The organism is uncultured Eudoraea sp. (genome assembly GCF_947258525.1).
Taxonomy (GTDB): domain Bacteria; phylum Bacteroidota; class Bacteroidia; order Flavobacteriales; family Flavobacteriaceae; genus Eudoraea.
The window spans coordinates 15097-29022 of sequence record NZ_CAMYIP010000196.1 but is presented as its reverse complement, the minus strand read 5'-3'; the positions used below and the strand labels follow the sequence as shown (position 1 = coordinate 29022).

At 38.0% G+C, this 13926-nt stretch carries 14 protein-coding genes and 2 pseudogenes; 7 read left to right on the top strand and 9 right to left on the bottom strand.

Annotation, left to right across the window (positions count from 1 at the left end; translation table 11 throughout):
* Both Q0X89_RS14900 and Q0X89_RS14895 read right to left on the bottom strand, forming a co-directional pair.
* Positions 1–609 (bottom strand): annotated as a pseudogene (locus tag Q0X89_RS14900) (PLP-dependent cysteine synthase family protein); the annotation flags it as partial.
* A 133-nt stretch (positions 610–742) separates the two neighbouring features.
* A pseudogene (locus tag Q0X89_RS14895) lies at positions 743–1903 on the bottom strand (ABC transporter permease); the annotation flags it as partial.
* On the opposite strand from Q0X89_RS14895, the gene Q0X89_RS14890 reads away from it, so the two are divergent.
* Complete coding sequence (locus Q0X89_RS14890; RefSeq protein ID WP_297695567.1) at positions 1872–3110, top strand: DUF1343 domain-containing protein; 1239 nt, start codon at positions 1872–1874, stop codon at positions 3108–3110. The pseudogene Q0X89_RS14895 and the gene Q0X89_RS14890 sit on opposite strands and share 32 nt — an antisense overlap.
* A 3-nt stretch (positions 3111–3113) precedes the next feature.
* Here Q0X89_RS14890 and Q0X89_RS14885 read toward each other — a convergent pair whose 3' ends face one another.
* Both Q0X89_RS14885 and Q0X89_RS14880 read right to left on the bottom strand, forming a co-directional pair.
* Positions 3114–3953, bottom strand: a complete 840-nt coding sequence (locus Q0X89_RS14885; RefSeq protein WP_297695565.1) for a sterol desaturase family protein — start codon at positions 3951–3953, stop codon at positions 3114–3116.
* A 75-nt stretch (positions 3954–4028) separates the two neighbouring features.
* On the bottom strand, positions 4029–4523 hold the full coding sequence (locus tag Q0X89_RS14880; protein WP_297695569.1) for a YkgJ family cysteine cluster protein: 495 nt from the start codon (positions 4521–4523) through the stop codon (positions 4029–4031).
* 90 nt (positions 4524–4613) lie between these two features.
* Here Q0X89_RS14880 and Q0X89_RS14875 point away from each other — a divergent pair, with 90 nt between their 5' ends.
* Together Q0X89_RS14875 and Q0X89_RS14870 are read left to right on the top strand one after the other, a co-directional pair.
* Positions 4614–5327: a class I SAM-dependent methyltransferase gene (locus Q0X89_RS14875; protein ID WP_297695563.1), complete on the top strand. Its 714-nt coding sequence runs from the start codon at positions 4614–4616 to the stop codon at positions 5325–5327.
* Between the two features lie 66 nt (positions 5328–5393).
* Positions 5394–6188 carry a hypothetical protein gene (locus Q0X89_RS14870; protein WP_297695561.1) on the top strand — a complete coding sequence of 265 codons (795 nt, stop codon included), beginning with the start codon at positions 5394–5396 and terminating at the stop codon, positions 6186–6188.
* A gap of 86 nt (positions 6189–6274) precedes the next feature.
* Here Q0X89_RS14870 and Q0X89_RS14865 read toward each other — a convergent pair whose 3' ends face one another.
* Positions 6275–6907, bottom strand: a complete 633-nt coding sequence (locus tag Q0X89_RS14865) for a 7-carboxy-7-deazaguanine synthase QueE (RefSeq protein ID WP_297695559.1) — start codon at positions 6905–6907, stop codon at positions 6275–6277.
* A 133-nt stretch (positions 6908–7040) separates the two neighbouring features.
* Positions 7041–7493 carry a Rid family detoxifying hydrolase gene (locus Q0X89_RS14860; RefSeq protein ID WP_297695557.1) on the bottom strand — a complete coding sequence of 151 codons (453 nt, stop codon included), beginning with the start codon at positions 7491–7493 and terminating at the stop codon, positions 7041–7043.
* A 57-nt stretch (positions 7494–7550) separates the two neighbouring features.
* Between Q0X89_RS14860 and Q0X89_RS14855 the strand changes: the two genes are divergently transcribed.
* From Q0X89_RS14855 to Q0X89_RS14840, 4 genes are all read left to right on the top strand, one after another.
* Complete coding sequence (locus Q0X89_RS14855; RefSeq protein WP_297695555.1) at positions 7551–9041, top strand: helicase HerA-like domain-containing protein; 1491 nt, start codon at positions 7551–7553, stop codon at positions 9039–9041.
* Between the two features lie 6 nt (positions 9042–9047).
* Complete coding sequence (locus Q0X89_RS14850; RefSeq protein WP_297695553.1) at positions 9048–9602, top strand: hypothetical protein; 555 nt, start codon at positions 9048–9050, stop codon at positions 9600–9602.
* Between the two features lie 127 nt (positions 9603–9729).
* Positions 9730–10593, top strand: coding sequence for an alpha/beta hydrolase (locus tag Q0X89_RS14845; protein ID WP_297695551.1), 864 nt, complete (start codon positions 9730–9732; stop codon positions 10591–10593).
* 10 nt (positions 10594–10603) lie between these two features.
* Positions 10604–11026, top strand: a complete 423-nt coding sequence (locus Q0X89_RS14840) for a VOC family protein (protein ID WP_297695549.1) — start codon at positions 10604–10606, stop codon at positions 11024–11026.
* A gap of 11 nt (positions 11027–11037) precedes the next feature.
* On the opposite strand, the gene Q0X89_RS14835 is transcribed toward Q0X89_RS14840, so the two are convergent.
* The 3 genes from Q0X89_RS14835 to Q0X89_RS14825 form a co-directional block, all read right to left on the bottom strand.
* Entirely contained in the window at positions 11038–11223 is a 186-nt protein-coding gene (locus tag Q0X89_RS14835; RefSeq protein WP_297695547.1) for a hypothetical protein, read from the bottom strand.
* Positions 11224–11234: 11 nt separating this feature from the next.
* Positions 11235–12206 carry an aldo/keto reductase gene (locus tag Q0X89_RS14830; protein WP_297695544.1) on the bottom strand — a complete coding sequence of 324 codons (972 nt, stop codon included), beginning with the start codon at positions 12204–12206 and terminating at the stop codon, positions 11235–11237.
* Between the two features lie 126 nt (positions 12207–12332).
* Entirely contained in the window at positions 12333–13904 is a 1572-nt protein-coding gene (locus Q0X89_RS14825; protein WP_297695541.1) for a glycosyltransferase family 39 protein, read from the bottom strand.
* Positions 13905–13926 lie beyond the last annotated feature (22 nt).

The following is a 13926-nucleotide window of genomic DNA, read 5'->3' as shown; positions in this document are numbered from 1 at the left end:
TTTTAAAAACTGAGCCGTAGGTATCCACTCCCCATATTTTTATATTCGGGTTTTTTGACTTTAAAAAAGTACACACTCCGGAAATGGTACCCCCGGTACCCACCCCTACAACAAAATGGGTTACTTTACCATCTGTCTGTTCCCAGATCTCGGGCCCTGTTGTCAAAAAGTGCGCTTTGGTATTGGAGGGATTATCGTACTGATTTACATACCATGAATTAGGAATCTCTTCTGATAATCTTCTGGCAGTAGAATAATAGCTCTGGGGATCATCAGGAGCCACATCTGTTGGACAAACATATACTTCGCTTCCCATTGCTTTTAGTATATCTATTTTTTCTTTGGATTGTTTATCGCTGATAACACAGATCATTTTGTACCCTTTTACAACACGGAAGTTCCTTCAATTATGGTTCCTCCGGGCTTTAATTTGCCTTCGGCTTCGGCATCCTCAACCATTTGAACGGCCATTCGATCTTTTACCGAGTTTCCAGGATTAAATGTTTCATACTTAGACAAAACCAGGCAGGGCAATTCTGCGGTTAATTTATTTATTTTGACCAAGGGGGTATTTCCAATGGTTTCCAGGATATTTTTGGCGTATTTCATAGGGAATGTAAAGATAGTATTTTCAAAAAGTAGATTTCAGTAATTCCGTTCAGGATTCGTTTGTGATTCGGGTATTATAAAGTAAGTCCATAGATTCGGCCTCCGGTAAAAAGAAAGCAAAAAACTGTCTTTATTATTCAAATTTAATAGCTTTTACAGGAGTTATTTTTGTAATAATATAAGAGGGTATCAGAAGCATAAGCAGACATAATATAAGCACACCAAGATTTAAAATAAAAATTGTAGGGAAATCTATATGTACAGGAATATAGTCGATATAGTATTCCTTTGGATTCGGAAATTTAAATATCCGGTAGGTCCCCTGAAACCATATAATTGCAAGACCAATCAGGTTGCCCCACAGTAAACCAACCGTTATAAGATAAGCGGCATTGTATAAAAATACTTTGCGAATACTCCAATTGGCGGAGCCCAGAGCCTTTAGAATTCCGATCATCTGAGTTCTTTCCAATATTAACACCAGGAGCGCTGTTATCATATTAATGCCTCCGACAATAATAATAATACCAATGATAAGAGCGATATTAAAATCGAACAAGCCAATCCATTCAAAAATTTTAAAATACTTGTTCTTTATATTTTGAGTATCGAGGTTACTTAGTGTTTTACCATATATTTCGTTTGTTTTGCTATCAATATCATCAAAATTGAAAAGAAAAATTTCAAAGTTGCCCACCTGATCTTCCTGCCATTTGTTAACTCTTTGAATGTGGCGGATATCCGTAAAAACATACTTGGCATCAAACTCTTCAAATCCGCTATCATAGATGCCCACAATTTTAAATTTTCTTTGATTTGGAGTCTGAGAAGGATCTTCATCCTTTAAAAAGAAGGTGAAGAATTCATCGCCAACTTTGAATTTAAGCCTTCCTGCCATCAAAGACGACATCAGCACCTCCGTATTGAGTTCTCCCTTAAAGTCCGGCAGCCTCCCTTCCTGTATATATTCGCTAAATACTCCCCAGTTATAATCTTTCCCAACCCCTTTGGCAATAATTCCTTCAAAAGTATCCTCAGTCCTTATTATACCTGCCTTACTGGCAACGGCCTGAATATGCGAAATTCCATCCACAGAAGTAAATTGGGGATAAAAATCCTGATCAATAGAGACAGGAACTACGGAAACATCAGAAACATTATTATCGTAATTGTAGATTTGAATATGGCCATTAAAGGCAGCGACCTTCTCCCGAATTTTATGCTTTAGCCCTACCCCGGTTGCAATTGCAATTAGCATCATAATGATCCCTAAGGCAATTGCGGCAATGGCTATTGCCTGTGGAAACACTTTAAAAAAAGAAAAGGATTCTACAGCTTTAGAATTGTCAGAAACTAAAAAACAACAAGATTCCGCAATTGTTGTTGGCGCGAATTCTACGGAAGAATACCTGCCTTTGTTGCAAGAAAAAAAGGTAGGCGTAGTGGCCAATCAGACCAGTATTATTTTCAAGCATCATAATCCGGAAGATTCAACGATTAAACCTTTCACACATCTGGTAGATTCCCTTTTGTCACTGAATATCGACATAGAAAAAGTATTCGCTCCGGAACACGGGTTTCGCGGAATGGCAGATGCCGGAGAGCATGTAAAAGACGGAACGGATGCTAAAACCGGAATTCCTATTATCTCCCTTTATGGAAAGAACAGAAAACCTACCTCTTCACAATTAGACAGTCTGGATATCGTGGTATTTGATATTCAGGATGTGGGGGTTAGATTTTACACCTATATAGCCACCATGCAATTGGTAATGGAAGCCTGTGCAGAAAAAGGTATTCCCGTTTTAGTACTAGATCGCCCTAATCCAAACGGTCATTATGTTGACGGGCCAACAATGGAAATTGAGCATAAAGGGTTTCTGGGCCTTACCCCAATTCCCCTGGTCTACGGAATGACCATTGGTGAATATGCCCATATGATTAATAATGAAGGATGGCTCGAAAATGGCATCAAAGCAGATTTAACTGTAATCAATCTAAGAAATTATAACCATAATTCCGTTTATAATATTCCGGTCAGGCCTTCACCCAATCTTCCTAACCAAACGGCCATTAACCTCTATCCCAGTCTGGGGTTATTTGAAGGCACCAATATTAATGCGGGACGTGGCACAGAAAGTCAGTTTCAAAGATATGGAGCTCCTTTTCTGGATAGTACCTCCTACGATTTTAGCTATACCCCCAAACCCAATTTTGGCTCAAAAAACCCTAAACATTCGGAAAAAAAATGCTTTGGCAAGGATCTGTCTTCATGGCCCAGAATGAGTGAAGTTTCCTTGAAATGGTTAATCGATGCTTATAATAATGCTACGGATAAAAAATTGGTCTTTAACCGCGGCGGATTTACCAAACACGCAGGGACAGAGAAACTACAGCAACAAATTGAAGCTGGATTAAGCGAAAAAGAGATAAAAGAAAGCTGGCAGAAGGATCTAAATAATTTCAGGAAAATCAGAAGTAAATACCTGCTCTACAATTGAAACTTACTTATCAGCGTTCATAGTAGTTGGCCTTCTATACTTATGAAAAGGCTGCTTTAACAGTCCGGTTACACTTCCATTTTCTTTCTTGTCAGGGAAAGTATCCACGCCATAGACAATTTCACCGCGATCTAGTTTCATAAAAGTCCCGAAGATATGATCCCAGACAGAGAAAATATTTCCATAGTTTGAATCTGTATAGGGTAATCTGTAATGGTGATGTACCTTGTGCATGTCTGGCGATACAATTACCCAGCTCAGGATGTCATCTACTCTTTTAGGTAGCCTAATATTAGCATGGCTGAATTGAGTAGCCACAAGAGACAGGGATTGATAAAGCATTACTATTCCTATAGGCGTGCCCACTATAAATACCCCCATTAATGTGAAAGTAAAACGGATAAGACTCTCCAATGGGTGATGCCTGTTGGCGGTGGTTGTATCTACCTCGTGATCTGTATGATGCACCAAATGAATCATCCATAAAGGTTTTACCTTATGTTCAACATAATGTGCCAAATAGGCACCTATAAAATCCAGAAGCAAAACGCCCAAAACTACATAGAGCCATAAAGGCATTTCAGGCAACCAGTTTATTATTCCAAATTTGTTTATCATGACCCAATCACTCGATTTCAATAATACAAAAGCCAACGCAAAATTGATAACAATAGTAGTAAGGGTAAAAAAGAAATTGGGCAGGGCATGCCTCCATTTCTTATACTTGAAATTAAAAAGTGGCAAGGCACCTTCAAGCAGCCAAAAAAAGGTTATTCCCAATACCAGAATAAGACTCCTATGTGAAGACGGTATGTTTTCAAAATAGTTAAGTATAACCTCCATAGGGTAAAGTTACTATTTTCAGATTAATTTTTTTAAGATGAGAAGCCGTCTTAAAATAACTACTTGGCTAATTCCTTAGATTTTAATTCTCTTTTTCATGTCTTCAACTATGTTATATGCAGCCGGGCAGATAGCTACATTCTTAAGTGTAAGATTCGTTATTTGCTGAAATTTTTTGCGATCTGTATGGGGGAATTCCCGGCAGGCTTTAGGTCTTACATCGTAGATTGAACAATAGTTATCCTCATCAAGAAAAGTGCAAGGAACCTGCTTAAGCACATAATCATTGTCTTCATCAATCCTTAAATAAGTATCTATAAATTGTTGTGGTTTTTGCTTAAGACTTTTCGAGATCCGAACAACATCTGAATTTGTAAAGAGGGGGCCGGTAGTTTTACAGCAATTAGCGCAATCCAGGCAATTTGTTTTTTTAAACTCAGCCAGGTGCAATTCCTGCATAATATAGTCCAGATTACGCGGAGGTCTCTTTTTGAGTTTTGCAAAGAACCTTTTGTTTTCAGTATGTTTTTCTTTTGCCCTTAGGGGTAAGGTTTTAAGTTGTTCTTTCATCAGGCCCTGTAAATTCCATTCATTATTTAGTTGAGTGCTTTTACTTTCCACTCAAAAAGTCCACTTTTGCAGGTAAAATTACAAATTTAAATGAGCAGAGATGTTATTGGTAAGGCTCTTATTGATTTTGAAAATGGGAATTATACTGAAGATATAACAACTTATTCATCACTAGGTGAGAAAGATGTTCTTCCGTTGCCTTATTTATTCAGAGATTATGATGCTATGCCCTTAATTGAACAAAAAGCCTTAGATCTCTGCCGCGGAAAGGTATTGGATGTGGGGTGCGGGTCTGGCAGTCATAGCCTCTATTTGCAAAAAAAGGGATTTGAAGTTACAGGTGTTGACACATCTGAAGGAGCTGTGGCTACAGCTAAGTTAAGAGGGGTAGCCAATGTATTGCACTCAAATGTTTTTGATTATTCTGGTATGAAATTTGATACCATTTTGTTGTTAATGAATGGAATTGGAATCTCAGGACAATTCAATGAGGTAGGTCGTTTAATGACCAAATTAGAAACATTGCTGAATCCGGGAGGACAGATATTGCTCGATTCCAGTGATATAATATATATGTTTGAACTTGATGATGATGGTGGCTATTGGGTACCGAATAATGGTAAATATTACGGTGAACTAGAATTTACAATGGAGTATAAAGGATTAAAAAGTGCTCCATTTAATTGGCTATATCTCGATTTCAAAAACCTTAAAGAGCTGGCTGATCAGAATAATTTAAGATGCGAGCTTGTATGTGAAGGCCCTCATTATGACTATTTAGCAAGACTCCGGGTACAATCATAATAGAAACCTTAAATAAACGTTGTAAATAATACGTAATTTTAGCCTTGAAAGAAAATTAAAGCAGCTATGAAAAAAATTCGAATACTTACCATATTGCTTACCATTGGACTTTTATTAAATTGTTCAAAAGACAGTGATATTACAACTCCCGCGGGTATTGATAAATCTGCAAATTTACTCGCCACCGGAGATTCTGCTAATGACATTCTCTCTAATACCATTTATTCAAGATTATTAATAGAAGCTGCCTATGTTACTGGTTTCAGACCTACAACAGAGACCATGAATAATTTTGAAACCTATCTTAGAGATCGAACTTTTAAGACTGACATACAAATAGTATACAGGGAATTAGCTTCCCCTAATGAAGAAACTTTGACTTTACAGGAGATTGCTGATCTGGAAAGTGAAAACCGCACAGCCTATAATGAAGGAGAAACACTTGCCATATATATTTATTTTGCCGATGCACCATCAGATTCTGATGACGAAGACGAAGGTATTGTAACTCTCGGAGCAGTATACAGAAATACATCAATGGTTATCCATGAAGGTGTAGTACGCAAACTAGCGAATCAAAGTTCACTTATTACAATTTCAGATGTAGAAACTTCTACCCTTAACCATGAATTTGGGCATCTTTTTGGTTTAGTTGATCTAGGATCTGCTATGGTAAATCTCCATGAGGACCCGGATGCGGAAAACCATTGCGATATAGCCGGATGCCTTATGCGTGGTGAATTGGAATTTGGCGGAGGTATGATGGGCGTATTAGAAAAAAGTAAATTGTCAAAAGGTGTGGCAGTTCCCACTCTGGATGCCGAGTGCATCCTGGATCTTCAAAATAACGGAGGAAGATAATTCACACCCTTTTTTGCCATTTATTTAGACCTTTGGAATTTTCTAAGACAGCTTGATTAAATAATCACAGACTTGTCACTTTAATCTCAAGGAATATTCAGGTATTTATGGGTTTGTAAAGATACTTTCCACTTTGGATTCTTCATAACATAATCCACTATCATAGGTGTTACCTTTTCCCTCACACTCCACTCTGGTTGCAAATACAGAATGCACCTTTCATTAACCATCTTTGCCTGTTCTTCTGCAAAAACCAGATCATGCTTATTGTAAACAATAACCTTTAACTCATGAGCTTGCTTATAAATTTCATCTACAGGCAACTTATTCTTTTTAGGCGACAGACAAATCCAGTCCCATGTACCCGTTAATGGATAAGCCCCGGAAGTTTCAATATGTGTACTTAGATTTTTGTTTTTTAAGGCTTCCGTTAAGGGTCCCATATCCCACATTAAGGGCTCCCCACCGGTTACAACTATGGTATCAGAATAACCTGCAGCATTGTTAACGATACTTTCTATTGCAGTTGGAGGATGGGTTTCGGCATTCCAGCTTTCTTTTACATCACACCAATGACAGCCAACATCACAACCTCCAATCCTTATAAAATAAGCAGCTGTACCTTTGTGAAAACCCTCTCCCTGAATCGTATAGAATTCTTCCATGAGCGGGAGCATTAGCCCCGCATCTACCAATTCTAGAACCTCCTTATTGATCATCCTGCAAAGATAACATATAGAAGACGGTAATTTTACTGTAATTTTTAGAAATAAATGACAATATGGTGAGCCAGCAGAACAAGTGAGCTTTTAGGCTGGTTCAACTTCGAATGCAATTTCCTTATGAATAAATTCAATTCTTGACTGCTATTACATCAATCTCAACCTTGGCATTTCTGGCCAGACCACTGGCAGCAAAAGTTGTGCGTGCAGGTTTTTTGGTAAAATATTTAGAGTATACTTCGTTAAAGGCAGAGAAATCATCCATTGAACTTAATATCACCGTACATTTCACAACATTGTCTAGTGTTAGTCCGTGATGCTCTAAAACCGCTTGAATATTCTTAATTGCCTGCTCTGTTTCAGTCCTTATTCCCGCTGTAACCATAGTTCTGGTTTTATGGTCCATTCCTATTTGTCCGGCCAGAAAAAAAAGATTTCCGGCCTGAACCGCATCACTAAATGGAGCACTTCTTTTCTTTACTTCATGCGATTCATGAAAAGTAATCGCCGAAACTTCCTGTGCACTCAATGTTGAACAACAAACTAATGAGAGAACTGTAACTATTTGTAAATACTTTTTCATTCGATTTTGGTTTTATTGTTGGTTAAAATTACCCTATTTTTATCAAAAATAGACCAAATGAGTACCAAAGAAGAATTCTATGCACATATAGAAAAGGGGTATACCACAAAGGGCGATTTTATAACAATGGGCGCAGCCATATTAGATGGAGAAACAGTTACAGGGGCCCATGTAAAAGTTCCTCTAAAGACTTTGAACAGACACGGGCTTATAGCCGGTGCCACCGGTACCGGAAAAACCAAAACCCTGCAAGTAATTGCGGAAAACCTTTCTGATAAAGGAATACCGGTACTTTTGATGGATTTAAAAGGTGACCTCAGCGGAATAGCCCAGCCTAGTCCGGGGCATCCTAAAATTGATGAAAGGCATGAAAAGATTGGACTGCCTTTTGAACCTAAGAGTTTTCCTGTAGAAATACTTTCCCTGTCAGAACAAGACGGTGTAAAACTCCGTGCAACAGTTTCAGAATTTGGACCCATTTTACTATCCCGAATCCTTGATCTTTCCGAAGTACAGGATGACAACAAGCTTCCCTTGCTGGATCTTAAGGACTTCAAAAAGGTTCTGCAATACGCCACAGGAACAGGTAAAAAAGAATTTACAAAGGAATACGGAAGAATTTCAACAAGTTCAACAGGAACTATTCTAAGGAAAATAATAGAATTGGAACAGCAAGGAGCCGATTTATTTTTTGGTGAGAAATCCTTTGACGTGGAAGATCTTACTCGTATTGATGAAAATGGTAGGGGCTACATTAATATAGTTCGTTTAACGGATATACAAGACAGGCCCAAATTATTCAGCACATTTATGCTGAGTTTATTGGCGGAAATTTATTCTACATTCCCGGAGCAGGGAGACAGCGACAGACCAGAATTGATTTTCTTTATAGATGAGGCCCATTTAATTTTTAAAGAAGCCTCGGATGCCTTATTAGACCAGATTGAAAGTATTGTTAAACTAATTCGCTCTAAAGGTATAGGACTTTATTTTGTTACACAGAATCCGACGGATGTCCCCAATGCAGTACTCGCCCAATTAGGTCTGAAAGTGCAACACGCACTTAGGGCCTTTACGGCCAGAGATCGAAAAGCTATTAAACTTACCGCAGAAAATTATCCTATTTCAGAATATTATGACACAAAAGAGGTACTAACCTCTTTAGGGATTGGAGAAGCCCTAATTACGGCCTTAGACGAAAAAGGAAGGCCCACTCCGCTTGCCGCTACAATGTTGCGAGCCCCAATGAGCCGCATGGATGTTTTAACAGATAGTGAACTAGTTTCCGTAATTAAGAATTCGAAACTGGTAAAGAAATACAATGATATTATTGACAGGGAAAGTGCCTATGAGATTTTAAATGAAAAAATTGAGAGAGCTGAAAGGGAAGCAGAAAAAGAATCGGAAAAAGAACTTGAAACCCGCAGAACATCTTCAAGAAGAAAAACAACCCGCAGAAGTACACGTCAAAATCCGGTCATAAAAGTTTTAACAAGCGCAACCTTTATCAGGGGTGTGTTGGGAGTATTAAAAAAAGTGATACGATAGGAACATATGAAAAACATTCAATATTTATTGATTTTACTGATTGCGTTGACCTTAATACACTGTGAAGATGACAGGGATCCTAACTTTTTGATTACTAGTTCACAAGTAGGAAAACTATTGCGAAGCAGTAATGTTGGTGATCTGGAAAGTATATATACCAATGATTCCATTGTTAGGGATACTTTGCAATCTAATTTATTATCTGCTTCCAATACTATCAAAATCTATGAAAAAGGTGGGCAGCAATTGCTAACTATAACCGTAAACCGGGATAGTATTTCAAAAGTTGGGATTATACGTGTTTTAGATCCAAGGTTTACAACGGAAGAAGGTATTGGGCTGCAGAGTACATTCAAGGAAATAAAAGATAAATATGTCATTAAAAAAATAGTAACCTCTTTGAATAACGTAATTATTTTCATTGAGAATAGCGATGTATACTTCACTATAGATAAAGAAGAATTACCTGCAAGTCTGCGCTATGACACCAGTATTGATATTGAAGAAGTGCAAATCCCGGATGATTCTAAAATCAAATACATGATGGTTGGCTGGGAATGAAACAGATTTTGACCAAAATATGGCAAAATTTATAATAACATCACCTTTGTTTTTTTGATATATAGTCTGGTTAGCAAGTACAATATCCCGGTATTTTTAAAGCCATCCGGATAAATTGATTCTAAAAATGAAAAAATTACTAACTAATATTTTTGCAAAAGCCTATGGGGTCTATTTCAATATCCTTGCTCTTTTCTCCAAAAAACTTGCCGGAGAAAAAGCCATCACTCTATTTAGTTCCCCTCGAAAGGGTAATGTACTCCCAATACAAGCTTCCTTTTTAAAAGAAGCTGAGGATATTAGGATTGAAGTGGGTGGAAAAAAAATACAAACCTATTCCTGGACCGGAACAAAAGAACCTGTTTTATTGCTCCATGGGTGGGAAAGTAATTCATTTAGATGGCGAAATTTAATACGTTTTTTGAGTAACGCAAATTTTACGATAGTTGCCTTTGATGCCCCTGCGCACGGTAATTCATCCGGGGGCATATTTAATGTCCCTCTATATGCAGAATGCACACAACATATTGTTAAACATTTTAATCCTTCCTATATAATCGGGCATTCGGTTGGAGGAATGACAGCCGTTTATCACCAATACATATATCCACATAATTCAATTCAAAAGATAGTGACCATTGGAGCCCCTTCTGAATTTTATGAACTTATGGAGCATTATCAGAATATTGTAGGTTTCAATAAGAGAGTATTAGCCTCAATAGAAGATTATATTCAGAAGCATTTCGGCTATGGCATCCAAGATTTTTCCAGTTCGAAGTTTGTACAGAAAATTCAAACAGAGGGATTATTAGTTCATGATATTGAAGATCCGATTACTCCCTATCACAACTCGGAAAAAGTGCATGCTAGTTGGAAGAACAGCCGATTAATTAGCACCAGAGGATTAGGCCATTCCATGCACCAGGACAAGGTAAACAATCAAATTATAGATTTTTTGAAATCAAAGAAAAGAGCTAATTTTAGTGCTTAAATTACTTTCTATGTCAACTATTTCACCATTCCACATTGCCATTCCTGTTCATAACCTGGATGAGTGCAGAACCTTTTACAGGGATGTCCTTAACTGTGAAGAAGGACGGAGTAGTGACCATTGGGTTGACTTCAATCTTTTTGGCCACCAACTTGTAATTCATTATAAGCCAAAATCTGCGGAGGAACTCCATTCCAATCCGGTGGATGGTAAAGATGTTCCCGTACCTCACTATGGGGTGGTTTTACCCTGGGATGATTTCCATGGTTTTGCTAAAGAACTGGAAAACAAGGGAGTACAGTTTATCATTGAACCCTATATCCGGTTTAAGGGATTAGTAGGGGAACAGGCTACAATGTTCTTTTTAGACCCTGCGGGAAATGCATTAGAGTTTAAGGCTTTTAAGGATATGGAACAGTTATTTGCTAAATAAGGGTGCCTTGTTTATTGCTTTTTTTTATACTTGTTCCATGCCCAAATCACAACAGCGTAGACAATACCAAAAATTACCCCTTCTTTTAATTCATTAATAATAGTATCCCAGGAATAATCCTTTTCCAGAATAACGGAAAATAATGTATATAAGAAAATAGCGGCTAAAGTTTGGGAAGTGAGTTTCTTTTTATCCATAACTATAATAATTATTGCGACCATATTGTAGGTTTCCTGTCCCATCTATGATTTCGTAATTTCTCGTATAACTTTTTGGGTAATCCTCTTCCATCACTAGTTGCAACGTTAGACAATACATTTCTTTGCTTGCGCATACCAGGGATAATGGTACTTACATCAGAATTCATTAAAATAAAACGTAAAGCCATTTCGGCCATGGTCATATCTTCAGGAACAAGTGGCCTGAGCAAATCTGCCTTATCTGCGCTGGCATTCAAATTTTCGGGCACAAAATAGGTGCCGCGCCAGTCGCCTTCCGGAAAAGTAGTGTCCCTGGTAATATTACCGGTCAGTGTACCCTCGTCAAAAGGGACTCTTGCAATCACTGCAATATCAAGTTCTTTGCATAGTGGAAATAAAACATCTTCCGGGGCCTGGTCAAAAATATTATAGATTACCTGTACGGCATCAAACAATCCGGTTTTAAGGGCTTCTATTCCGTTCTCCGGCTCCCATCTGTTTATGCTAATACCCATAGCGGCAATTTTGCCCGACTTTTTTAAATCTTCCACTGCCCTTTTCCACTCATCCTTATTAGTCCAACTATCATCCCAGGTGTGAAATTGCAGAAGGTCTATCTGTTCTAAATCCAAATTTTTCAAGGTCTTGTGCGTATAATCCAATAGGTGTTCTGTTGGATAGGATTCTTCAAATGAATACTCGGGTTTTGCCGGCCATTTAAAGTTTTTCGGTGGAATTTTACTGGCTGTATATAGTTTAGTATCCGGATGTCTTTTTAGGAGTTGACCCAAAAGTCGCTCACTATGTCCCTCTCCATATCCCCATGCGGTATCAAAAAAGTTAACCCCATGTTCCACGGCCAGGTCTAAAGATTTTGCTGAATGATTATCATCAGATTCTTTCCAACCACCCATTCCCCACATTCCATATCCAATCTCACTGATATCCCAATTGGTTCTTCCAAATATTCTATAATTCATATGGTCAATTTTTAACTATTAAATATAATGCTTTAAAAGAATACTCTCCTGCACTTCATAAAAAACGAGCCACACAATTTTGAATAACAGCAAATGCCCATTTACCCTCAACAATTGGTAAACGTACTACTCTGATGCGTCTTTAACTTTACGATACCTGCCTTTGAGGTCCTTCATCATATCCTGATACCTTTTCTTTACTTTTTCATTAGGTGATTGGCAGAGGTATATGCGGGTGCCATTTTCCCTGAAATAGGGATCATTGATGACCTTTTTGAGCTCTACCTCTTCGAAATAAGTAGGCAGTAAACTATCGGGATTAGTAGTATTACCCAAATCAGAATGAACATAAATCACATAATCCTTGCTAATGCTATCAGGCGACCAGAAAACGAAACTTGCATTAGGGGATATAGGCTGAGGTATGTTGTGTTTTTTACCATAAAACATGATAGCTCCGGCCTGTCCGTAATGATAGCAGTAAATATGACAATTGTCTCGATTTTCATCCCCCAGGTCCAAATAGATATCACTTACGGCCTCACCTATTGCCTTCCACCCGGTCATGTCTGCCATATCCTGGGGCAGGTCGTGCTGTTCTCCATCTTCCCATCTGAAAGCTCCTTTGTTTAATGATTTCTCAAAAGTATTAAAAGGAATCCCATCAAACGGTAGTGAAAAATATAACCCCATCGCCATGAAAGCAAACAACAGTACAAATGTCAGATTCAGATATCGCTCAATATACTTTTGTACAAAATATGCTCCAAAAACAAACAATATTGGATAAATCCCAAGAGTATAATAAGCCTTTCCACTCCCGGCCAATAGAAGCAGAATAAGAAATATATAGACATAAGCAAAAATGCGGTACTGTCTTTCTTTTTTATTAAAAAGCAAAATGAGTAACGCACCCATCCAAAGCAACAAAGCCTGCGCATTCATGAGCAACTGCTCTATCATAAACCCCAAAGACTCAACGTGCACGAGTTGTGTACGCCGCAACTCCTCCATATGTTGCAATACTGGCCAATTATTTTCATATTGCCAGTAAAGATTTGGCGATATAATCAACAATGCGATCAATATTGCCAAAACAAAATATTTCGATGAATATAGCTTACGATGGCGCGTAAACAGCATTGCAAGTCCAAAGGAGGTATAAAGGAAAACGATAGAGTACTTATTGAGAAAACCAAGACCGAATACGAACCCAATCCATAACCACATTTTCATATCTCCCCGGGAAATCAATTTATAGAAGAGATAACCTGATAATAGCCAATAAAAGTGGTTAAAAGCAACAGGTTGAAAAAGGGTATTTGTATGTAAATAAGCCGGTGAGAAAATATAGGCAAAGCAGGCCAGGGCAATGGCAATTTTTTTTCCTCCTAAGTCCCTTGTGAATATCCCAATAATAATCACATTTATTGCGCCCACAAGAAAAGGAAAAAATCGAAGGCCAAATACAGTATTCCCGAATAATGTAGTTGCCGCCTTTCCAATAACTGCAATTGAGGGCGGTACTGCGACATATCCCCAGGCCAGGTGCTCACTTAAGGCGTAGTATAAATAGGCGTCCCTATGCAGCTCATAGTTATCAAAAGTAGCTACATGTACCATTAACTTTAGTAAAGCCAGGATAAGGATCATTATCCCTGTAGAAGAGATCCAAAATTTTAACTTGCCTGCCGTCATGATAAAAATTTTGCTAAGGGTC